This is a genomic window from Micromonospora sp. ALFpr18c (assembly GCF_008868155.1).
GTDB lineage: Bacteria > Actinomycetota > Actinomycetes > Mycobacteriales > Micromonosporaceae > Micromonospora.
On record NZ_WBKR01000097.1, the window covers coordinates 1 to 23,104 of the forward strand.

The following is a 23,104-nucleotide window of genomic DNA, read 5'->3' on the forward strand; positions in this document are numbered from 1 at the left end:
GGGCATGGATCAACAAACCCGACAACAGCGACCCCGCACAGACCACCGCCTCGCCTGTGCTTAACCAACCAGCAGCACAAAGCTAAACAAAATCAAGAAAATGTCTCAGTTGACTTGACAGGCTCCGTGCGCTCGACGTGCCACCGCCGGGTGGCCTGGACCGGGGCTTTGACGCCCTTGCGGGCGATCTCGCCGGTCAGCCTGCGGTCGGTGAGCAGGTCGCGGGTCTTCTGGGAGTCGTACCCGGCGTCCAGATGCACGGTGATGGTGTCGGGCAGCGGGCCGAGGTCGTCGAGCCGGTCCAGGGTGGATTCCAGCAGCGGGGAGTCGTGGCGGTTGGCGCCGGCCAGGACGCGGCCCAGTGGGATGCCGCGGGCCTCGACCATGACCGAACGTTTCATGCCTTGCTTGCCGCGGTCGACCGGTGAACGGCCAGCGACCTCGCCACCGCCGGGCGCCTTGGTGATGCACCCATCGACGGCGAGGTCGTCCAGCAGCAGCCCGACGAGACGGTCGTAGGCATTCAGCGCGATCGTCTTGAGCTGGGCGAACAAGCCCAACCGGATCCACTCGTCGCGGCGGTTGCGGATCGTGGTGGCCGAGCAGGTCGAGTCGGCGATGCCCTGGTAGGAGCAGCCGAACCGCAGCACCTGCAGCAACTTGTCGAACACGATCCGGTCGGCGACCCGCCGGCGGTGACAGCCCAACGGATGAGTGGGATCGGTAGCGGGGCGGGGTGGCAGCAGCGCGGCGAACTGGTCCCACAAGGGGTCGCTCAGCCATGATGGGACAGCGGGCACAGGCGTTCCAGTGATCACTAGGCGTAGGAACCTTCATGATCACTGACGCCTGTGCCCGCCTCCTACCCGGCTCATCCCCGCCGACCTATTTGCGCGCCCACTAAAGGGTCAAAGCTCGATCTTGCGAACGCCCTGGGCGCTACCCACCCGACGTTGGCCTCACCGCTGTCGGCGGCGGCAGCGGTCTGGCCGGGCTGCGACACCGGGTGGAGGTCGTCGGCGGCACGCTGTCCACCGGGGTGACGCCGGACGGTGGCTTCACCGTGTCCGCCACACTCCCGGCGTACGTGCCGACGGCGGCAGGGCGGTGATCCGCGTCCTGCTCGTCGATGACGAGCGGATGGTGTGCGCGCACCTGCGTACCATCCTCACCGCTTGCGGCCTGGACGTGGTCGGGGAGGCGTACGACGGTGCCGAGGCGGTGGAGGCCGCGGTCCGGCTACGCCCCGACGTGATGCTGATCGACCTGCGGATGCCCGGCGTCGACGGGCTCACCGCGATCGAGCGCATCGCGACGCTTCCCACGCCCCCACGGATCGTCGCTCTCACCACCTTCGATCTGGACGAGTACGTGCTCCGCGCGTTGCGGGCCGGCGCTGTCGGGTTCCTGGTCAAGTCCACCGCACCGGGGGAACTCGCCGACCTGGTGCGGGTCGCCGCCTCCGGCAACACCGTCCTGTCGCCGATGGCGGCCCAACGGCTGATCGGCAGTACGGGGCACCGTCACCGCCAACACGTCCGCGACATCTGCGCCTCGCTGACCGATCGTGAGCGGGAGGTGCTGGAGGGCCTGGGCGCCGGTTGGTCGAACCATCAGATCGGGCGTCGTCTGCACCTGTCCGAGGCCACCGTCAAGGGTTATGTCTCCCGGCTGTTGGTCAAGCTGGACTGCAAGAACCGCACCGAAGCCGCCCTGTTGGCCCACCAGGCCGGCCTCGGCACGCCACGGTGAAGCCGTCGGAGAAGCATTTCCTGACCATGACTCGGTGTCGGGCGAGCGATGATCGACTCAGCCCGCTGCGTCCAGCGAATGGCGGCCCCCGTTGGCAGCGGTCCGGGCGTGGGCCGAGCAACACAGATCAACCATTGAGGAGCGACGCCGCAGCCCGGACCGTTAGTGGTTCCCCGCGCCGGGACGGGATGATCCCCGGTTCCCGGCCGGTTGTCGGGGCGGCCGGCGCGAAGTCCGGCCCGATCGACGCCGAACGGGTTGCCCACGACGGGTCCGCGAACCCCGGTGTCCTCGTCGATCCCACCGGTCGACGGTGACGTGGTGTCGAGTCCCGTAAGGCTGGTCGGCCACGGCCGGCACGTCCGGGCGCGGTGGGGGAGAATTGAAGAATGTTTGTCATCAGGGAACGGTTCTTCTCGATCGGCGACGACTTCGACGTGCTCGACGAGCACGGCACCAAGGTCTTCCACGTCGACGGCAAGGTGCTCAGCGTCCGCAACAAGGTCGTCATCGAGGACGCCTCCGGCCAGGAGGTCGCCACGCTGCACCGGCACCTGGTGGCGCTGCGTCCCACCTACGAGATCCGGATCGGTGGCGAGAAGGCCGCAGAGGTCCGCAAGAAGCTCCTCACGCCGTTTCGCGACAAGTTCACCATCGACGTGCCGGGGCCCGACGACCTGGAGATGAAGGGCGACCTGCTCGACCACGAGTACGTGATCGAACGCGACGGCACCGAGGTGGCCGCCGTCTCCAAGCGGTGGCTGACGATCCGCGACACCTACGCCGTGCAGGTCACTGCCGGCGTCGACCCGCTGCTCATCATCGGCAGCGTCCTCGCGCTCGACCTGGCCCTGAACCGCGACAAGAAAAAGAGCGACGAGGACTGACCCGGGATCCGCGCGGCGCGCGGACCGCCTACGGCTGGGGGCGGGGTGCGGTACTCCGCGCCGGGTGGTCCGGTTCATGCCGGTGCCAGTCCGTCGTGTTTCCGGAGTCGGCCGGCGGCTGGGTCAGGATCGTCGTGGACGACGTCCGGGCCGAGACCATCGGGGACGCCCACGAGGTCGTCTTCCGTGGGCTCCTCATGGTGTCCCGCGGCGCGGGCGCCATGCACAAGAGCGACGTCGCCGGTAGCTGAGATCCGTGTGGCACGGACGGCGGCGCTGCAGGAATTCCGCGGCGCGAGGCGCCGGCAGGCACTTGCGCCCGAGCGTCGAAAAGCGAGATCATCACGCATGCTCGACCCCTCGCCCGAGGACGACGGGACTTCACCGACGGTCTCGACGCCGGATTTCGTGGGTCGTGATCGGGAGATGGCGGCGCTGCGGGCCGCCTTGGCCCGGCCGCCGGCGATCGTGCTGGTGGAGGGCGAGGCGGGCATCGGGAAGAGCCGACTGCTGCGAGAGTGGTTGGCGACGGCGGACGAGCGCACCGCCCTGGTCTCGGTGTGCCCACCGCTTCGCGAGTCGTTGACCCTGGGGCCGATCGTCGACGCGTTCCGTGGCATCGACCGCCCGGTGTCGCGATTGCCGCTCACCGCCCTGGCGGGTGCGTTACGGCCCCTGTTCCCTGAATGGTCCGCGGACCTGCCGCCCGCACTGCAGCCCCTGGACGACGCGAAGGCGGCACGGCATCGCCTGTTCCGCGCCCTGGACGAGCTGCTGCGGGCCCTGCGTGTCGACGTCCTCGTGCTCGAGGACGCCCACTGGGCCGACGAGGTGACCCTGGAGTTCCTGCTGTTCGTCACCTCCCGACAGCAGACGGACGGCCCCAGTCTCGTGATCTCCTATCGGCCGGAGGAGGTGCACGATGGGTCGCTGTTGCTGCGGCTGACGTCCCGATTGCCCGCCGGCGTGACTCAGCTGAGGATCGCCCTGGCGCCGATGCGACCCGACGACACGGCAGCGCTGGTGTCCTCGATGCTGGACGGCAACCCGGTATCGCAGGAGTTCGCGACGTTCATGCACGAGCGGACCGGTGGCGTTCCTCTGGCGCTGGAGGAGTCGGTTCGCCTGATGTGCGACCGCGCCGACCTCGTCTTCCGCGACGGGCAGTGGGTCCGGCTGAAGCTGCGCGAGCTCCGGGTTCCGCCGACGGTGCGCGACTCCACCCGGGAGCGGGTGGGCCGTCTGTCGCCGCCGGCGCAGCAGGTGTTGCGAGCCGCGGCCACGTTGGCCGAGCGGTCATCGGTGGCCACGATCGCGGTGACCGCCGGTCTGTCTCCCGTTGCGTGTCGAGGCGCCATCGCGGAGTCGGCCGACGCCGGCGTCCTGGACGCGGACGACCGCGGCCAGTGGGGATTCCGGCACGTGCTGGCCGCGACGGCCGTCTACGAGGCGATTCCGTTGACCGACCGCAGACACATCCACCTGCTGGCCGGCCGTGCCCTGGAGAACATCCACCCACCGCCTGTCGCCCGCCTTGCCCACCACTTCCGTGAGGCGGGCGAGACGCGTTCCTGGGCGCGATACGCCGAACAGGGTGCCGAGCTGGCCATGGCCTCGGGTGACCACACCAAGGCGGTCGACCTGCTGGTCGAGCTGTTGTCGTGGGCCGTGCTGCCGCCGGCGGATCGGGCACGGGTCGCGCGCATCGCCGGAGTTGCCGCGCTGGGCCGTCGTGAACCGGTCGACGAGGTCTACCACCGCGTGATCCGTACCCTGCGCTCGGTGCTGGAGACCCCCGGTCTCTCCGCGCGCCAGCAGGCCGAGATCCGCAACCCCCTGGGTCGGCTCCTGATCACCGGGGGTGAGGCGCAGGCCGCGCTCAGTGAGCTGGAGCGGGCGGTGGCCAACCTCGACCATGACCCGGTCGAGGCGGCCCGGGCAATGACCTATCTCGGCTGGGCCTATGCGGGTCCGTGGCCGGCGTCGACCCATCGGCGGTGGTTGGACCGCGCCGGTGAACTCACCGCCGAATTCGACTCTCCCGCGGAGCGGCTGAACCTGGCCGGCAACCGGGCCGCGGCGCTGCTCATGCTCGGCGAAGAGGAGGCCTGGGACGTCGTCGCCGGCTTGCCCGTCGACGGAGCGACCGCGGCCGAACGCCTCGACGTGGCCCGCATCCACGCGAATGTCGGCACCGGCGCGCTGATCTGGGGCCGGTACGCCGACGCGGACAGACACCTCGCGGTGGCCAGGCACCTTGCCGAGACCGAGCAGGCGTCCCGGTTGCAGCACAACGTCCGACTCGAACAGGCCAACCTGGCGTGGTTCACCGGCGGGTGGGAGGGCCTCGCGGAACAGAGCGCGGCCCTCACCGACGCCGACCGGGACCGGCCGGCGCACTACCTCGGCAGCATCCGCCTCGCGGCTCGGTTGGCGGCCGCAGCCGGACGGCGGCGCGTCGCGGAGGAGCAGTTCCGCCTGGTGCTCGAGGAGTCCGCCCGTCTCGGCGCGGCCGACGACACGATGGAGGCCGCCGCCGCGCTGGCCAGACTGTGGCTGACGGACGGGAACAGCGGTCGGGCGCTGCAGATCACGAACGAGCCGATGGACACCGTCCGGAGAAAGGGCATCTGGATCTGGGCGACGGACCTCGTCCCCGCCCGGATCGAGGCGTACCTCGCTGCCGGCGACCTGACGGCCGCGGCACGCCTGGGCGACCAGCTCGCCAGAGGACTGCGTGGCCGTACCGCGCCTGCGCCCCGCGCCGCGCTGGCCGTGTGCCGTGCCCTGCTGCTCGCCGCAGCCGGAGACCACGCGCGCGCGGCGACCGCCTACGATTGCGCGGCGCGCGCCTGGAGCGCGTTGCCACGCCCCTACGACGCCATGCTCGCCCGGGAGCGTCAAGCCGAGGCTCTCGTCGCGCACGGCCAGATCGACCAGGGCCGAGAGCTGCTGGCGGCACAGTACGAGCAGCTGTTCAGGCTCGGTGCCCGCGGTGACGCGGACCGTGTCGCACAGCGGCTCCGCGAACACGGCGCCGAGGTCCCGCGACTGTGGCGCGGCGGCCGACGCGGGTACGGCGACCAGCTCTCACCGCGCGAGCTGGACGTCGTCCAACTGGTTGTCGCCGGCAAGACGAACCGGGAGATCAGCCGGATCCTGGCCAAGTCGCCGGCCACGGTGGATCAACAGCTACGTGCGGCGATGCGCAAGTTGAAGGTGAGTTCCCGGACCTCGCTCGCGGTCAAGGCCGTGGAGGCCGGAGTGTTCGCCGAAGAGGACGCCCGCGACGACGCGTCGTGAAAATTGACGTATCCGCTGGATAGCTAAGGTCGCGCGTCTCGGCCGAGCATGACTACATGATCCATAGCCCACGGGCAATGCATGCCTGAGCGACCTGTCGTGCGTGACGACTCCGCCATCGACGATCCGCCGCCGCCTCTGGAGCTGCCGCGGGAGCCGCACGACAGCTCCCGCAATGCCGTTGACGCCCGCGACGCCGACGACCACGAGAGCCACGACCCCTACCAACCCCTGTAGGCGGAAGGACCCCCATGAGATTCAAAGCCCTCGCGGCAACGCTTGCCGCAGCGGTCGGCCTGAGCATGCTCCAACCACTATCGGCGTCCGCCGCCGAGCCGGACCCCGGGCCGTCCGCCAAGATCGCGCCGACCCTGAAAAACCGCTTCCGTACGTCTCCGGCCTCCGACTTCTGGATCACCTTCGAGACCAAGGCCGACCTCGCGCCAGCGAAGAAGATCACCGACTGGACCGCTCGTGGTCAGTTCGTCTACGACGCGCTGACCGCGGCGTCGAAGAACTCCCTGGCATCGGTTTCCGCCGAACTCGACCGGGCTGGCGTCAAGTACACCCCCTACCCGATCGCCAACGCCGTGCTCGTCAAGGGTGGCACCGAGAAGCTCGCCCTCGACGTGGCATCGCGCGTGCAGGTCGCCGAGATCCATGCGACGCCGCAGGTCGCGCTGGTTGAGCCGGTGGAGAAGAAGCTCCCCGCTGACCAGGCCGCCCGACCCGCCGCCGGAAAGGCCGCCGGTGCGGACGGCACCGTCTCGTGGGGCCTGGACGCCATTCACGCCCCGCAGGCGTGGGCCATGGGCGCCACCGGTGCGGGCATCACGGTGTCCAACCTCGACACGGGCGTGCAGTTCGACCACCCCGCCCTGATGCACCAGTACCGCGGTACGAAGGCCGACGGCACCGTCGACCACAACTACAACTGGATGGCCACCCGGGGCTCGTGCACCGGCGCGCCGTGCGACGACGTGGGACACGGCACGCACACCATGGGCACCATGGTCGGCGACGACGGCACCAACCACGTCGGCGTCGCCCCGGACGCGCAGTGGATCGCGACGAACGGCTGCTGCGACAGCACCGGCGTCGAGTCGCTGCTGCGGTCCGGCTGGTGGCTGCTCGCCCCGACCGACCTCCAGGGCAACAACCCCGACCCGTCCAAGCGCCCCCACGTCATCAACAACTCGTGGGGCCAGACCACCGAGCACGACTTCAACGACTTCTTCCAGGCCCTCGACGATGCCTGGACCGCCGCGGGCATCTTCAGCGTCTGGTCGTCGGGCAACACCTCACCGTACGCGGCCTGCGACACCGTCTCCTCGCCCGGCTCCGCCGAGAGCGCCTACTCCGTCGGCGCCTACGGGTCGGACGGCACACTGACGTTGTTCTCCCGCAAGGGCGAGGGCGAAAACGGTCGGATCAAGCCCGAGATCGCCGCGCCGGGTGACAACATCCGTTCGTCGTACCCGAACAACAGCTACGTCGAGGAGTCCGGCACCTCGATGGCGGCCCCGCACGTGGCCGGCGCCGTCGCGGCGCTGTGGAGCTACGACCCGACCCTCATCGGGCAGGTCGACCAGACCCGCCGCCTGCTCGGCGAGTCGGCCGTCGACGTCGACGACACCGAGTGCGGCGGCACCGCCGAGGTCAACAACAAGTACGGCGAGGGCCGGCTCGACCTCCTCCGCCTGCTTGAGCTCGCGCCCCGCAAGGGCGGCACCCTCACCGGCGTCGTCACCGCCAACGGCGCCCCGGTCCCCGCCGCCGAGGTGACGATCAGCGGGCCGTTCAGCCGGTCGATCGGCACCGACAAGGACGGCCGGTTCACCACGAACCTCCCGGTCGGCGACTACCAGCTCAGCACCAAGGTCTTCGGCTACCTGACCACGACCGCCAACGTCACGGTCTCCCTCGGTCAGGACACCCCCGTCACGCTGAAACTCACGGCCGCCGCGAAGCACGACATCAGCGGCAAGGTCGTCGACGACAAGAAGCGGCCCGTCCCGAACGCCGACGTCTCGGTCCGGGACACGCCGCTGAAGCCGGTACGCACGGACGCGAACGGCGCGTTCACGATCACCGCTGTCCCCGAGGGCGCGTACAGCCTGGCCGTCACGGCCAACGCCTGCTTCTCGCCCACGACGGTCCCGCTGACCGTCGGCGCGCGAAACGAGTCGCCCACGATTCCGGTCGGGCTCGTCGTCGACAAGGGCGGTTACAGCTGCGCCGTCTCCGAGGGCGAGTACCTGCGCGGCACCGAACCGGTCGCGTTTGGCAGCGGCGTGTGGGCGACGGTGAAGTTGCCGTTCCCGATCGCGCTCTACAACGGCAGCCACGACACTCTCGGCGTCGGCCTGCGCGGCGTGATCTCCCCGGACGGCACCACCGACCCTGGCTACGGCGGCGCGGGCGCCTTCCCGCTCTATGTCGAGATCCCCGTCCAGTTCGCCCAAGGCGGTGGTGTCTTCACGGCAGCCACCAAGGTCAACGGTGAGGACGCATTCGTCTTCGAGTACCGCAACGCGAAGCTCTGGGCCTACCCGAACCGGTCGGAGTACACGAAGCCGGTCAACTTCTCGGCCACCTTCACCCGCTCGGGCACGATGATCTTCGGGTACGGCGACGGCTTCGGGACCGACGACCCGGTGACCGCCGGCGCGAACGCCATCACCGGCATCCAGGGCTGGTCCGGCGTCGACGGTATCCGCTTCTCCGACCACGCTCCGGTGCTGCGCGACGGGATGATCGTCACCTACGACCTGCCTGACTTCGGGTACCTCGACGCGACCGTCGTCGACCGTAACGACGGGCTACCGCTGGCCGACGCCAAGGTCTCGTTCTCGAACAAGAACGGGCTGGTCGAGACCGTCACCACCAACGGCACGGGCCTCGTGCACCGCCAGCTTCCGGTCGGCAGCTACACCATGACTGTCGAGGCGCGCAACTACTCGACCGCTGCGTACCCCTTCTCGCTGAAGAAGCTCTACGCGAAGGCCACGATCGACGCACGCCTGGCCACGGGTGTCGCCGGCCTGAAGGCCGACGGCCTCGAGACGCTGCTGGGCACCGACCAGAACGGCGCGGGCTCGCTGACGCTGACCAACAACGGCTCCGCCCCCCTCACGTACAGCCTGGGCGAGGCCGAGCGCCACCCCGAACTCGACGCCACCGGACGCACCGCGCGCACGGGGAAGGGTGCGGCCAGCACGATCGACCTCGCCGCGTGGAAGAAGGACGCCAGCGGCACGAAACCGTCGAACGTCGACGGCATCGCGGCCAAGTCGAGCACCGCGGAGGCGCAGGCGGCTGCCAAGGTCGGCGCGACCGTCGGCGGCGACGTCATCACCCGGATCCCCATCCCCGGCAAGGCCGGGGAGAAGGAGGTCACCGGCATCGGGTACGACGGTGACGTCTGGGTCCACGACTACAACAAGCGGACCAACACCGCCTACACGGTGACCGGTAAGCCGACCGGGAAGGTCTTCGACGCGGCGTGGAACCCCGCGTACCGGGCGTTCGACATGGCGCTCGACACCAAGACCGGTGACATGTGCCAGATGGAGGACAGCCCGGCCAGCCTCATCCACTGCTTCAACCGGGACACCGGTAAGGAGACCAGGCAGATCAATGGTGACTTTTCCACGTCGCAGCTGACCGGGCTCGCCTACAACCCGATCCGGGACGTGTTCTACGTCGGCGGCCGACGGAACGGCAAGATCGGGACCGTCGCCGGCACGTCGCACGACAACCCGGGCGCGCTGCTGTCCTACTGCACCCCGCCGCTAACCGAGGTGATGGGCCTGGCCTACAACCAGGCGTCCAACACCATCTGGTACACCGACCTCACCTGGAACCGGACCAGCCGCCTGTTGCAGATCAACCCCGACGACTGCTCGCTGGTGAACGCGTGGTGGTTCCCGGGCCAGAAGGTGGCCCAGGGCGGCGGCCTCGAGACCGACTCGACCGGCGCGCTGTGGGCGGCGGACCAGGTCGCCGACGACGTCGTGCTCGTCGACGTCGAGGACGATCTGCTCACCGACCTGCCGTGGCTGTCGCTCTCCTCGGCCGGCGGCACCCTTGCCCCCGGTCAGTCGACGACCGTCAAGGTGTCGATCTCCTCGAAGGGCGCCAAGCCCGGAGTCCTCGCCGCGAACATCGTCGTGCGGTCCAACTCCGGACGCCAGCCCAGGAGCTACGTCCCGGTGACGCTCACGACCACGAAGTACCAGGTCGGTGTCAACGCCGGCGGCGCGAAGCTCACCGACGGCTCCGGCTACACCTGGTCCGCCGACCAGCCCGCCGGCAAGAAGGCGTGGGGCTACGAGGGCAACAAGACGAAGGTCACCGCCACGAAGGCCGGTATCGCCGGCACGACGGACGACGCCCTGTTCCAGTCGCAGCGCACCACAGCGGACAAGCAACTGTTCTACCGATTCCCCGACGCACCCAAGGGCACCTACGCGATCGACTTCGGGTTCGCCGAGATCGACAAGGTGGCCAAGGGGAAGCGGGTGTTCGACCTCCTCGTGGACGGAACTCTGACGGACTACGCCTACGACCCGACCGGGGCCGTGGGGCCGAACGCCGCCGACTGGCGTAAGGCCGTCGTGACGCACGAGGGCGGTCCGCTGACCGTGGAGTTGCGCGGCTCGAAGGGCCTGAAGGCCCCGAGCATCGCCGCGCTGCGGGTGACGCTCGACCCGCGGGCGGACGCGGCTGAGCCGGAGCCGGAGCCGGAGCAGCCGGATCCGGGTCCGGTGCCGGTGGCTCCCGCCGGTCGCTCGTACTCGATGAAGGTGACCGACGGGCTCTACCGCCAGGGCACCCAGGAGTCCGGATGGCACGGCGACGACCTCTGCGGCGTGCTGTGGTTCGACTCCACCTTCCTGGCCCCGTTCTACGACACGGCCTGGGACGGCGTCTGCGTGACGACGAACGGCACGCTGATCTTCGACCGCGCCGACGCGCCGGCGAACAACACGGCACTGCCGTCGCCGTACCCGTTCGACGCGATCCACCCGTTCTGGGACGACCTGGTCGTCGACGACGAGGCGGGCATCTACTTCGGCACGACCGAGGTGGACGGGCTGGCCGCGCAGGTCATCGAGTGGCGCAACGTCACCTTCTCCAGCGACCGGACGGCTCGGGTGAGCTTCTCGGTCACGCTGATCGCGGACGGACGGATCCAGATCGGGTACGGCGACGGCGTCGGCGGTGACAACCCCCTCACCAAGGGGTCGTCGGCGACGGTCGGCGTGGAGAGCCTGACGCGCAACCCGGCGAGCCAGTACTCCTTCGACCAGCCCGTCCTGAAGGCTGGCCTGGGCCTGGAGTACACCCTCCCGGCCGCGGGCACGATCGAAGGTACGGTCACCGACAAGAACGACGGCAAGCCGATCGAGGGCGCGATCGTCACGCTCAAGGGTCCGGCCGGCGAACGGGTCATCACGACCGACGTGAGGGGCCGCTGGAAGGCCCAGGCGCTGGTCGGCGAGAACACCGTGCAGGTCGGGGCCCCGAACTACGTCACCGCCAGCCACCCGGTGATCATCGCCAAGAAGGATCAGGCCGAGGTGGTGGACACGGCGTTGACCACGGGCATCGCCAGCGTCACCGGAGCCGACCTCGACTGGCTCCTCGACAAGGGCCAGAAGGCGACGGCCGACGTGACCGTCACCAACACCGGCTCCGCCCCGATGCAGGTACGGGTCAGCGAGCAGAAGCGCACCAGCGACGGCGGGCACGAGGCCGGCGACCTTCCGTGGCTGACCCTGACGGGCGCGGCCGCGACCGGCACGGTCACGCTCGCGGCCGGAAAGGCCACCACGGTCACGGTGACGGCCGACAGCGCCGGCAGCAAGCCCGGCGTGCTCGTCGGGGACGTGCTCGTGACGTCGACCACCGGCAAGGCTGAGACCCAGCTCAAGTCGGTACGGCTGGCGACGTCGGCCTACACGAAGGGCGTCGACGCGGGCGGGTCGGGGTACGTCGATGCCGACGGTTTCTTCTGGTCGCCCGACCAGTCGGTCGGCTCGCGGCAGTGGGGCTACGTCGGCGGCAAGGTACGTACCACCAAGGCCGACATCGCCGGCACCGAGGACGACGCGCTGTTCCGCACCCAGCGGACCGGCGAGACGTTCAGCTACGTGTTCAAGAACGCCCCGGCCGGGACGTACCGGATCGGCCTCGACTTCGCGGAGATCGAGAAGATCAAGGCCGGCAAGCGTGCCTTCGATGTGCTCGCCGACGGCAGGATCGCGCTCTACGACCACGACGTGCAGGCGAAGGTGGGTGCGCTGACCGCGGACCTGAACACGGTCACCGTCGAGCACGCCGGTGGCGATCTGAAGATCGAGCTCCTCCGCGACAAGGGGGAGAGCGACCCGATCCTCAACGCCCTCAAGGTCCAGGAGGATCCCCGCCTCTGAGATAGCCACACCAGTGGTCGGGGCCTCCGCGGGACGATGTCCGTGGAGGCCCTGACCGCTGCTGCGGTGTGAGGCGTACCGCACTGTTCGCTCACCTGACGGCTCCGTGTGACGTCTCCGTCAGCTACATCCATATCTATATATCCATGACTGGACACCACCCGCACCACTGCCACCACGACGAGCGGTCCGACGACGAGGTGCCGTACGGCCAGGTCGAGGTCCCCACAGGCTTCGGCCGACGGACGCTTCTGGCCGGTGCCGGCGGGACGTTGATGCTGGCCGCGCTGCCGACCGCGGCCCGGGCGGCCAACACGACGAGGGCCGGCGCCCCAACCGCGGCGACCGGCGCCAGCCGGACATCCCTGATCACCCAGGGCACGATGTTGGTCCACACGGACATGCACAACCACACGGTCATGTCGGACGGGGACGGCAGCGCCGAGGCCGCGTTCGCCTCCATGCGCGAGGCCGGTCTGGACGTGGCCGCGCTGACCGATCACGCCACGCTCTTCTCCATCGACGGGCTCAGCTCGTCCGAGTGGCGGACCACCGGCGACCTGGCCAACGCGGCCAACGACCCGGGTCAGTTCACCGCCATCCGCGGGTTCGAGTGGTCGCATCCTCTCCAGGGGCACATCAACGTCTGGAACACCTCCGACTTCGCCGATCTGCTGCGGGCCGGCAGCCCTGGCAGCCTGTACAACTGGCTCACCGGCCGGCCCGGGGGTCTGGCGAGCTTCAACCACCCCGGCCGCGAGGTGGGCCGGTTCAACAACTTCTCCTTCAACGCCTCGGCCCGTGATCAGCTCGTGGGGCTGGAGATGTTCAACCGCACCGACGACTTCCTCTTCGAGGGCTGGTCGTCGGGTGTGACGTCACCGCTGGTGGCCTGCCTGAACGCCGGTTGGCGGCCGGCCCTGACCGGCGTCACCGACGAGCACGGCACCACCTGGGGCTTCCACGAGGGTAAGGGGCGCAGTGGTCTGTGGGTCGCCGAGAACACCCGCGCCGCGGTGTTCGAGGCGATGGCCGCCCGTCGATCCTTCGCCACGCGCGTCTCGGGGCTCCGGGTGGACGCCACGGCCAATGGCGTACGCATGGGCGGCGTGCTGAACGTGACCTCCGGCGACGTCCGGTTCCTGCTGGACCTCGACCGCGGCTCGGCCTGGGACGGCAAGCCGCTGCGGATCCAGGTGCTCCGGCCGGGCTCCTCCGCGCCGACCGTCGTCGACGTCATCGACACCGTCAACGGTCGGGTCACCGATTTCACCGTGCCGCTCACCGTCACCGACGGCGACTGGGTGGTGCTTCGGATCTCCGACCCGTCCCTGCCGAACGGCACCCCTGGCCCGGCTGGTCACCCGTGTAACGACTTTGGCGTGGCCTACACCAGCCCCTGGTGGCTGCGCCCCTGAACCCCCGAGGTGCGGCGGGCCAGCCACGGACGGCTGTGCCCGTCGTTCCGGGGACCGGCTCGGATCCGCGAGATGGTCGCGTCCCGTCCAGGTCAGAGAGGTGGTGGGGGCAGTGTCGGGCTGTCCAGCCAGGTCTCGAACAGCTCACTCAGGGGCTCACGGGTGAAGCGCTGGGCGTGCAGCCGGAACTGCTCGGTCGTCACCGTCGCGTGTTGGTGCTCGGCGACCCAGGCTCGCAGGAGCGTGAAGAACGCCTCGTCGCCGACCCTCTTCCGCAGGGCGTGCACCGTGAGCGCGCCGCGCTTGTAGACCAGCGGGTCGAACATCCGGTCGACGCCGGGATCCGCGACGACGACCCTGCGCGGCCGGGCCGCGACCCAGGCGTACCACTCGGCGGCCACGGCGTCCGTCGGGAGGTTGCCGCCGACGCCGGACCACAGCCACTCGGCGTAGGTGGCGAAGCCCTCGTTGAGCCAGATGTGCCGCCAGTCCGCCACCGTGAGGCTGTTGCCGAACCACTGGTGGGCCAGCTCGTGGACGACGAGCCGCTCGTGCGTGCGCCGCCCGTCGACGTGGTTGCGCCCGAAGACGGCCATGCCCTGCGCCTCGACGGGATCGTCGAGGTCGTCGTCGGCGACCACGACGACGTACTCCCGGAATGGGTACGGCCCGAAGAACCGCTGGAGCGTCGTCATGATCTCGTCGTGCCGGCTGAGGTCGTGGGCGGCGTTCCGGCGCAGCGCGGGTGGGATCGCGGCTCGCTGCACCACCGCACCACCACCCAGATCCAGCATCTCGTAGCGTCCGATCTGAACGCTCATCAGGTACGGCGAGGTGGGCTCGCGGCGCTCGTACACCCAGGTCGTGTCGCCCGCGCCCCGCCGCTGGAGCACGGGATCACCGGTCACCAGCACGGTGTACGGGGAGGAGGTCGTGACTGCCACCCGGAAGGTGGCCTTGGCACCGGGCTGGTCATCGCACGGGAACCAGGACGGCGATCCGTTCGGCTGGCTGGCCACGAGCACCCCGTCGGTGAGTTCCTCCCACCCGATCTCGCCCCACCGGCCGGAGATGGGCACCGGCTTTCCCGCGTACCGGATCTCCACCCGGAACGTGTCCCCGGCGCCGATCGGCCGCTCGGGTTTGATCTGAAGTTTGTCCGGCCGGTGCAGGTACTTCGCCGGGCGCCCGTCCACCCGGACGTCCTGGACGCGGAGCCGACCGAGGTCGAGGGTGAACCGCGACAGCGACTGCACGGCCACCCCGCTGAGGTCGGCCCGGCCGGCAAGGCGGTTCGACACGACCCGGTAGTGCAGGTCGAGGTCGTAGTGCAGCACCCGGTAGCCGCCGTTGCCGTGCTCCGGCAGGTAGGAGTCGCCGGAGCGAGCGGCACCGGGCGTTGCGCCGCTCGACGCCGACGCCTTCGGATTCACGCCGACCGTGCCGCTGGCGCCGGCCAGGTGGTGATCGGGTTACCCAACCACCGGCTGTCGCACGGCACGGCGTCGCCGCGGGTCACCAGCGAACCGGGCCCGACGGTGGTCCGCGCGCCGATGCTCGCCCCCGGCAGGACGATGCCGTGCGGGCCCAGCGCCGCTCCCGCGCCCAGTGTCACCTCGTCCATGCTCATCACACGATCATGGAACAGATGGGTCTGCACCACACAACCGCGGTTCACCGTCGCGCCATCGCCCAGCCGCACCAGGTCGTACTCGGGCAGCCAGTAGGTCTCCAACCAGACGCCCCGGCCGATCTTCGCACCGAGCGTGCGCAGCCACGCCGCGAGCAGTGGCGTGCCGGTCGCGAAGCGGACCAACCACGGCGCGGCGAGGACCTCGACGAACGTGTCGGCCAGCTCGTTGCGCCACACGAAGGATGTCCACAGCGCCCGATCGGCGACTCGGAAGCGCCCGACCAGCAGCCACTTCGCGGCCGTCGCGACGGCGGCGGCGACGATCGCCGCACCCAGCAGCACCGGTCCGGCCACGAGCGGGGCGGCCCACCACCCGGCGGCCCTCCACACGAGCGCGAGGACGGCCAGGACGCCGATCGCCAGGGCGCCGGCGCACATCATCGGCACGATCCGGCACAGCTCGATCGCAGCCCGGGCGAGCTTCAGCCGGACCGGCGGGTCGAAGGTGCGACTGGTGTCGGCTGCCTGGACGGTACGGCGCAGCGGCATCGGCGGTGCGCCGAGCCACGACGAGCCCTTCTTCGCCTTGAACGGCGCCGACGACAACACACCGACGAGGCCACGCTTCGGCACCGAGCGCCCGGCTGCGGCCATCCCCGAATTGCCGAGGAATGCCTGCTTGCCGATGCGGGCCGGGGCTACCCGCAGCCACCCGTGGCTCAGCTCGTAGGTCGCGACCATGGTGTCGTCGGCCAGGAAGGCCCCGTCGGCGACCGTGGTCATCGCCGGCAGTGCGAGCACGGTGGACGCCTCCACCCCGCGCCCCACCTTGGCGCCGAGCAGCCGCAACCACACCGGTGTGAACAGGCTGGCGTAGAGCGGGAACAGCCCGACCCGGGCCATCCCCATCAGCCGCTCGGTCGTCCAGACCTGCCACGCCACCCGCCCCTGCACAGCGTGATACCCGGCGCGCAGGCCGATGCTGAGCGTCCGGACGAGCCCGAGTACCAGCAGCGCGTAGCCCACGACGTAGACGACGGTCGCCACCGCGACGGCGGCCAGCACAGCGCCGACCGCCGGCCGGACGGCGAACGTCCAGCCGAGCAGGGCGAGTGCCGGCAGGGCGGCCACGATCGGGACCAGCGCCAGCAACTGGGCGGTCATCCCGTACGCGAGCGGCCAGAGGCATGCCCCTGTGCGCGATCGGGGGGGACGCTGCCCCGGCCACCCGTCCGAATCCTTGTCGGCCGCGGCTGCCGCCGGTGAGCCGGCCCAGTGGTGGTTCGCCGGTACGGCGCCGGCCACCGTCGAGCCCGCGGCGACGCGGGCGCCCTTGCCGATCCGAGCGCCCGGCATCAGGATGCTGCGAGACCCGACCCGGGCGTCGGCACCGACGCGAACCCTGCCGATGCGGACGACATCGCCGTCGACCCAGTGGCCGGACAGATCGACCTCCGGCTCGATCGCCGCGCCGCGGCCGAGCTTCAGCAGGCCGGTCACCGGCGGCGCGGAGTGCAGGTCGACGTCGGCCCCGATCTGCGCGCCGAGAGCCCGGGCGTAGATGGTCATCCAGGATGCCCCGGCGACGCTGGTGGCGCCGGTCAGCTCGGCGAGGCGTTCGGCGGCCCACAGCCGCAGGTGGACGCCGCCACCGCGCGGGTAGCTGCCGGGGCGTACCCCGCGCAGCAGGAGGCGAGCTCCTGCGGCGGCCATGGCGATCCGGCCCGGCGGGCTGAACAGCACAAGCCAGCCCAGCGCCACCCACCACCAGGACACAACCGGCGCCCAGGGTGCCGGAGCGAACCGGCCGAGGACCGTGCCGAGGGCCGCGAGGACGGTCAGCCAGCGGAGCCCGACCAGCGCCAGCATCGGAACCATCATCGCGGCCTGGATCAGTCCGGCACGCCGTGGCGTCGGCCGGACCTCCCGGCGCTTCGCCTCGGTGGTGTCGAGCGCGTCGAGCACGGCCGCGAGCCGCGACAGTTTCGGGTGAAGGTAGATGTCGGCCACCGAGACGCGCGGGTACCGGCGCCGGATCCACGCCACCAGTTGCGCCGCGTTCAGGCTGCCGCCGCCGTGGGTGAAGAAGTCCGCGTCCGCCTCGGTGGGGCGTACGCCCAGGATCTCGGCCCAACCGCCGGCGAGCCACTCCTCCGTCGCGGTCAGCTCACCCGCCGTGTCCTGCCCGGTGGCCAGCGGCCAGGGCAGCGCGGCCCGATCCACCTTGCCGGATGTCCGGGTCGGCAGTGCCTCCACCGTGGCCAGCAGCGGCACGAGCGCCGCCGGCAGCTGCTCACGGATCCGCAGCGCCGCCGCCGCGGCATCGAACGTGACGCCGTCACGCGGGACCACGTACCCCACCAGCAGTTGGTTGCCCGCGGCGGTGCGCTGCACCGCCGCGGCGGCACCGGCGACGTCGGGCAGCGCCTGCAGTGCGGCGTCGATCTCGCCGAGCTCGATCCGGCGTCCCCCGAGTTTGACCTGCTCGTCACCGCGGCCGACGAACAGGAGCCCCTCGGGCTCCGCCCGGACGATGTCACCGCTGCGGTACGCCCGCTGCCAGCCGAGCGCGGGCAGCGGCGCGAACTTCTCGGCGTCCTTGCCCACGTCCAGGTAGCGGGCGAGCCCCACCCCGCCGATCACCAGCTCGCCGGTCTCACCCATGGCGACCGGAGCGCCGGAGGCGTCAACCACGGCGAGCTCCCAGCCGGCCAGCGGCAGCCCGATGCGTACCGGTCCCTCGCCGGTCATCCGCGCGGCGCAGGCGACCACCGTCGCCTCGGTTGGTCCGTAGGTGTTCCAGACCTCGCGTCCCTCGACGGCCAGGCGCTGCGCCAGCTCCGGTGGGCAGGCCTCGCCACCGAAAATCAGCAGCCGGACCTCCTCCAACGCCTCGACGGGCCACAGCGCGGCGAGTGTCGGCACCGTCGACACCACCGAGATGCGCTGCTCGGCCAGCCACGGCCCGAGGTCGACGCCGCTGCGGACGAGTGACCGCGCGGCCGGCACCAGACACGCGCCGTGCCGCCACGCCAGCCACATCTCCTCGCAGGACGCGTCGAACGCCACCGACAGCCCGGCCAGAACCCGGTCCTGCGGACCGATCGCCTCGCTGGCCTCGTCGGCGAGGAACAACTGCGCCTCGGCGTCCACGAAAGCCGCCGCCGCGCCGTGGCTGACGGCCACACCCTTCGGGGTGCCCGTAGAACCGGAGGTGAAGATGATCCAGGCGTCGTCGTCGGGATCAGGTCGGCCCGTGCGACCCCCCGGGGTACGACGGAGCGACACCGCCAGCCCGTCACTGAGCACCGCGACGACCCCCGCCTCGGCGAAGACGAGCTCGGCGCGTTCCTCGGGATCGTCCGCGTCGACCGGCACGTAGGCCGCACCCGCCGCGAGAACGCCGAGGATCGCCAGGTACAGCTCGGCCGTACCGGATGAGATCCGGATGCCCACCCGGTCACCGACACCGATGCCGCGCCCGGCCAGCGAACTCCGGACGGCCTCGACCTCACCGGCCAGGTCGCGGTACGTCAGTGCCGTGCCGTCGTTGTCGATCGCAACCGCGTCGCCGTGCGCGCGCACGGAGTCGTCGAGAATGTCGACAAGCGTGCGGCGGGCCGGGGTCGAGGGGGAGCGGAACACCGCCGGGTGCGCCGGTACGGTCGCCGCCGGCGGAAGCGCGACTATCTGCGGGCCACTCGTCACGGGCACCGGGTGTTCACCATCTTCACCTCGCGGATTGGCGTCAACCAGGCGTGCGGAACGCGGACCTGCCCTGGCCAGCCGTCAACGCTACGTCGCACCGGCCGCATCTGACGACGGAGCCGAGCGTTCGTGTCCACCACCACACCGCTGTGTTCCGGGGACACCTGACGGTCGCGACCGCCATGCTCGCGTCGTACTGGGCGGCCGGCGGCGACGGCCGACCGTTCGCACGCGGCGCATCCTGGGCGTCAACGAGTCACGGAGCGAACCGGTCAGGTGCGCAGCACGTTGGCGTAGATCAGCCAGGCCAGCGCGGACTTGGCCACGAGACTGAGCACGATGTACGAGACCTCACCGTAACGGTAGTCCCGCCAGCGGCCACGCTGCGCGTACTGCAACGCCATGTTGACCGCGAAGCTGGCGAAGAGCACGAACTGGACGATGATGATCGCCCAGACGAAGCCGGGGATCTCCGGCGGCTGCGCGACGTACACGATGATCGCCAGCCAGGGCGCCGCGCCGACCAGCGAACCGAACCAGAACGCGCTCCAATCGGCGCGGCCCGGCGTCTGCTGCCGCTCCATCAGCAGGCCGAACAGGATCATCGCGGTGTTCGCGGCGAAGATCCCGATGACCGCCGCGAGGTCGCGGATCCCGACGAACAGGCCGATGAGCACGATCATGATCGAGGCGCTGACGGAGTACTCGATCCAGCGGGCGTAGTTGGCCCGCCGGTCGAGGTTGCGCTCGTACCATCGGTGCACGCCGGGGGCGGCGGTGACGAAGTGGTCGAGCGCGGCGAGGAGCAGGAAGACCGCCACCGCCGGTCCGACGGCGATGCGGAAGGCCACCTCTGGCAGCGTCGCGTCGCGCAGCGTCACCGGATCGGCCGTCAGGTACGACGCGGTGACCGGCAGGGTCAGGTCGCTGCTGGCCGCCCACATCCAGCTGCCCTCGACCGCCAGTACCAGGCCGACGAGCACATTGAAACCGCGCAACCGCCGGTAACGGTCACGGCCCGCCGCCTGGTGCCGCATACGCGCCACCATAGGTAGGGGAACGTCCGTCCGCCGGGCTTTGGGCATATCACCGCCCGCGACGTCGTCGTGTACGGCGTGGTCCTCGCCGTCGGGCAGCGTTCAGCGGTTGAGGTAGGCGGTCAGTCCGCCGAGTTCCTCGTTGGCGATGAACACCGAGCGCACGTTGAGGATCGCCTCCTCGACATGGGTGGGGCAGCCCCACGCCGCGTCGCCCCACGAATCGGCGATCTTGATCTCGGCCGGTGCGGTGCAGCCGGCGGCGCCGCCGAGCTGGCAGTGCTCGGGGTGCGGTGTGGCGGCCTGTGCGGCTGCGGCGGCCCGCATCCGAGCGGCGAGTTCGGCAGCGGCGGCGGCACGCTGCTCGGCCTCGGCGCGCAGCTCCCGCTCGACGCGTACCACCTTGGCGAGCTCGTCGTTGGCTGACGTGGCGCGTGCTTCGGCGGCGAGTTTCCCCTGCTCGATGTGGTGGCGTTCGATGGCCAGGGCCGCGGTGCCGGCGAAGAGCCGGGCGAGCGCGAGGTCGGTCTCCTGTGGGACGCGCGGGGTGCGGTGGTACATGGCGAAGGTGCCCAACAAGCCGCCGTCGCGGGCCAGGATCGGCGTGGACCAGCAGGCCGCCAGCCCGGCCCGGCCGGCCAGGTCCCGGAAATCGTTCCAGAAGGGATCGACGGCGATGTCGGTGACGATGACCGGCTCCCGCCGGTGAGCGGCGGTGCCGCACGAGCCGACACCTTCGCCGGTCGCGATGCCGTCGATGGCCTCGTTGTAGAAGTCGGGCAGGCTCGGCGCGGCTGACCCGCTCGCTTTGGGAGCGAGAGACACGGGGTTCGACACCCCGGTCCCGGACGTCGGCGCGATTGACGCCAACCCCATGGGCCGTTGGAGCAAGGTGGCAGCTCACCTGGTTCTCAGCCAGGAGGTTACGGGTTCGAAACCCCGTACGGCCGACGCGGCAGGGTTCGATTCCCTGCTCCCGGAACGCCACCTTCCGCGGGCTCGTGGTGGAACTCAGGTAGACACGCACGGCTCAGGTTGAAGCGGGTTCGAGTCCCGCACGCGCGACCATTCCGGCGTCGCCCGATCGGTAGAGCAGCGGACTGTTAATCCGTCAGGTACTGGTTCGAATCCAGTCGCCGGAGCCGAGCCCGTGTAGCTCAGGGGGAGAGCGTCGCTCTGACAAGGCGAGGGTCGGGAGTCTCTCCGCTCCCACCTATGCCCGAGCAGTTCGGTGGTAGCGAGATCAGACCTGGTCGTGTGCCCGAGTGGTCAGGAGCGGTCTGCAAAGCGGAAACGGAGGGTCGAGCCGACCGCCCCGGCCGGAGCCGAGGCGGTCGGTCACGGGCCCCCGTTGGTGCGTCCCGCGCGTCAGTGGTTGTTGGTGAGCCAGATGCAGCGCCGCTGGACGGGTGTGTTCGTCGGGTCGTGATCCTCAGGTGAGGGAAGCGAGCCTGAACTGCTGGTTGGCCTGTCCGTTGCAGTCGTACAGCTGGACCTGTGCTCCGTTGGTGGTGCTCCAGACGTCCAGGCATCGTCCGGACTGCACGCCGGTGATGGTGCCGTTGGAGTTGATGTTCCACTGTTGGTTGGTCTGGCTGTGGCAGCTGTAGATCTGGACGGCGGCGCCGTTGCCGGAGCCTGCCGCGTCCAGGCACATGCTGCCGTACACCTGTAGTTGTTTGCCGGAGGTGTAGGTCCAGGACTGGTTGGTCTGCCTGTTGCAGTCGTAGAGCTGGACACGGGTGCCGTTGGTGCGAGAGGCGTTGGGCACGTCGATGCACCGGCCGGACTGCGCGCCCACGATCTCGCTGGCGGAGCCGGGTGGGGTGGTGGGGGTGGGGGTCGGCGTGGTGGGCGTGGGCGTGGGGCCGGGACCGGTGCTGTTCAGCGCCTCCAGGGTGGCCGTGTAGGCAGCCTTCTTGGTGCCGTTGCACTCGAAGAGCAGCGGAGTGCCGCTGGAGCGCCACGAGTCGCAGTCCCGCACCCCCCACACGGTGAGCCCGTTGCAGCGCGCCACGGCCAGGCAGTCGTTGACCACGTTGCGGTAGGTGTTGGCCTGCGTCGTGCCGGAGCCCTCGATGTCCAGCTCGGTGATCTGCACGTCCACCCCGAGGGCGGCGAAGCTGGACAGCGTCGTGCGGTAGTTGCTGTTGTACGGTGAGTTGGGGTTGAAGTGCGACTGGAACCCCACGCAGTCGATCGGTACGCCACGAGACTTGAAGTCGCGCACCATGTTGTACACGGCCTGCGTCTTGGCCCAGGTCCAGTTGTCGGTGTTGTAGTCGTTGTAGCAGAGCTTCGCGTCCGGGTCCGCCGCGTCGGCGGCGCGGAACGCCGCCTCGATCCAGTCGTTGCCGGTGCGCTGCAGGTTCGAGTTACGACGGGCACCGCTGTTGCCGTCCTCGAAAGCCTCGTTCACCACGTCCCACGAGTAGATCTTGCCCCGGTAGTAACCGGCCACCCGGTTGATGTGGTTGAGCATCGCGTTGCGCAGCGCGGTGCCCTCCATGCTCTGCATCCAGCCCGGCTGCTGCGAGTACCAGGCCAGGGTGTGGCCGCGGACCTTCCAACCTCGCGAGAGGGCGTGGTTCACGATCCGGTCCGCGTTGCTGAACGTGAAATTGTTCTGCTGCGGCTCGGTCGCGTCGATCTTCATTTCGTTCTCGGGCGTGACGGCGTTGAACTCGCGGTTCAGGATCGTCGTGTACGCGCTGTCGCTGAGCTTGTTCGCGGCGACGGCGGCACCGAAGTACCGGCCGGACTGCGCCGCGGCGGCACCGAGAGTCGTCTCGGCGGCCTGAGCGAGATTGGGCAGCAGCGACACGACAAGGGCCGCAACTATCGCGGCCGTTCCGGAAATAGTGAGTGTTCGTAGACGGGTACGCCCGGGGGGACGGGTCCGGGAAATCATGCTGATCCTCCAGTG

The 23,104-nt window shown here is 70.1% G+C and carries 11 protein-coding genes, 2 tRNA genes and 1 pseudogene; 8 read left to right on the forward strand and 6 right to left on the reverse strand.

The features are described from left to right. Nucleotides 1-125 precede the first annotated feature (125 nt). A pseudogene (locus F8271_RS18095) lies at nucleotides 126-800 on the reverse strand (IS5 family transposase); the annotation flags it as partial. A 307-nt stretch (nucleotides 801-1,107) separates the two neighbouring features. Here F8271_RS18095 and F8271_RS18100 point away from each other — a divergent pair. From F8271_RS18100 to F8271_RS18125, 6 genes are all read left to right on the forward strand, one after another. Next, the gene (locus F8271_RS18100) at nucleotides 1,108-1,752 is read left to right on the forward strand and encodes a response regulator transcription factor (protein WP_151490949.1); all 645 of its coding nucleotides are present in this window, start codon (nucleotides 1,108-1,110) and stop codon (nucleotides 1,750-1,752) included. Between the two features lie 389 nt (nucleotides 1,753-2,141). After that, nucleotides 2,142-2,639 (forward strand): LURP-one-related/scramblase family protein, encoded by a 498-nt coding sequence (locus F8271_RS18105; RefSeq protein ID WP_151490950.1) that lies wholly within the window; start codon nucleotides 2,142-2,144, stop codon nucleotides 2,637-2,639. Nucleotides 2,640-2,987: 348 nt separating this feature from the next. Continuing rightward, nucleotides 2,988-5,942: an AAA family ATPase gene (locus F8271_RS18110; protein WP_151490951.1), complete on the forward strand. Its 2,955-nt coding sequence runs from the start codon at nucleotides 2,988-2,990 to the stop codon at nucleotides 5,940-5,942. Between the two features lie 81 nt (nucleotides 5,943-6,023). Further along, nucleotides 6,024-6,179 (forward strand): hypothetical protein, encoded by a 156-nt coding sequence (locus F8271_RS32445; protein ID WP_192580342.1) that lies wholly within the window; start codon nucleotides 6,024-6,026, stop codon nucleotides 6,177-6,179. Nucleotides 6,180-6,193: 14 nt separating this feature from the next. Further along, on the forward strand, nucleotides 6,194-12,382 hold the full coding sequence (locus F8271_RS18120) for a S8 family serine peptidase (protein WP_151490953.1): 6,189 nt from the start codon (nucleotides 6,194-6,196) through the stop codon (nucleotides 12,380-12,382). 146 nt (nucleotides 12,383-12,528) lie between these two features. Then, nucleotides 12,529-13,800, forward strand: coding sequence for a CehA/McbA family metallohydrolase (locus F8271_RS18125; protein WP_225854602.1), 1,272 nt, complete (start codon nucleotides 12,529-12,531; stop codon nucleotides 13,798-13,800). Nucleotides 13,801-13,892: 92 nt separating this feature from the next. Here the strand turns inward: F8271_RS18125 and F8271_RS18130 are convergent, their stop codons facing one another. From F8271_RS18130 to F8271_RS18145, 4 genes are all read right to left on the reverse strand, one after another. Then, the gene (locus tag F8271_RS18130; RefSeq protein ID WP_151490954.1) at nucleotides 13,893-15,233 is read right to left on the reverse strand and encodes a M1 family metallopeptidase; all 1,341 of its coding nucleotides are present in this window, start codon (nucleotides 15,231-15,233) and stop codon (nucleotides 13,893-13,895) included. Further along, entirely contained in the window at nucleotides 15,230-19,141 is a 3,912-nt protein-coding gene (locus F8271_RS18135; protein ID WP_192580343.1) for a Pls/PosA family non-ribosomal peptide synthetase, read from the reverse strand. Before F8271_RS18135 ends, F8271_RS18130 begins: the two co-directional genes overlap by 4 nt. Before the next feature lie 272 nt (nucleotides 19,142-19,413). Further along, nucleotides 19,414-20,178 carry a heliorhodopsin HeR gene (gene heR / locus F8271_RS18140; protein ID WP_225854603.1) on the reverse strand — a complete coding sequence of 255 codons (765 nt, stop codon included), beginning with the start codon at nucleotides 20,176-20,178 and terminating at the stop codon, nucleotides 19,414-19,416. A 102-nt stretch (nucleotides 20,179-20,280) separates the two neighbouring features. Beyond that, complete coding sequence (locus F8271_RS18145; RefSeq protein ID WP_225854604.1) at nucleotides 20,281-21,003, reverse strand: GAF domain-containing protein; 723 nt, start codon at nucleotides 21,001-21,003, stop codon at nucleotides 20,281-20,283. A 51-nt stretch (nucleotides 21,004-21,054) separates the two neighbouring features. Here F8271_RS18145 and F8271_RS18150 point away from each other — a divergent pair. Continuing rightward, nucleotides 21,055-21,129 (forward strand) — tRNA-Glu (locus F8271_RS18150). A gap of 118 nt (nucleotides 21,130-21,247) precedes the next feature. Beyond that, a tRNA-Asn gene (locus F8271_RS18155) sits at nucleotides 21,248-21,320 on the forward strand. A 290-nt stretch (nucleotides 21,321-21,610) separates the two neighbouring features. Here F8271_RS18155 and F8271_RS18160 read toward each other — a convergent pair. After that, on the reverse strand, nucleotides 21,611-23,002 hold the full coding sequence (locus F8271_RS18160) for an endo-1,4-beta-xylanase (RefSeq protein ID WP_370461929.1): 1,392 nt from the start codon (nucleotides 23,000-23,002) through the stop codon (nucleotides 21,611-21,613). Between the last annotated feature and the right edge of the window lie 102 nt (nucleotides 23,003-23,104).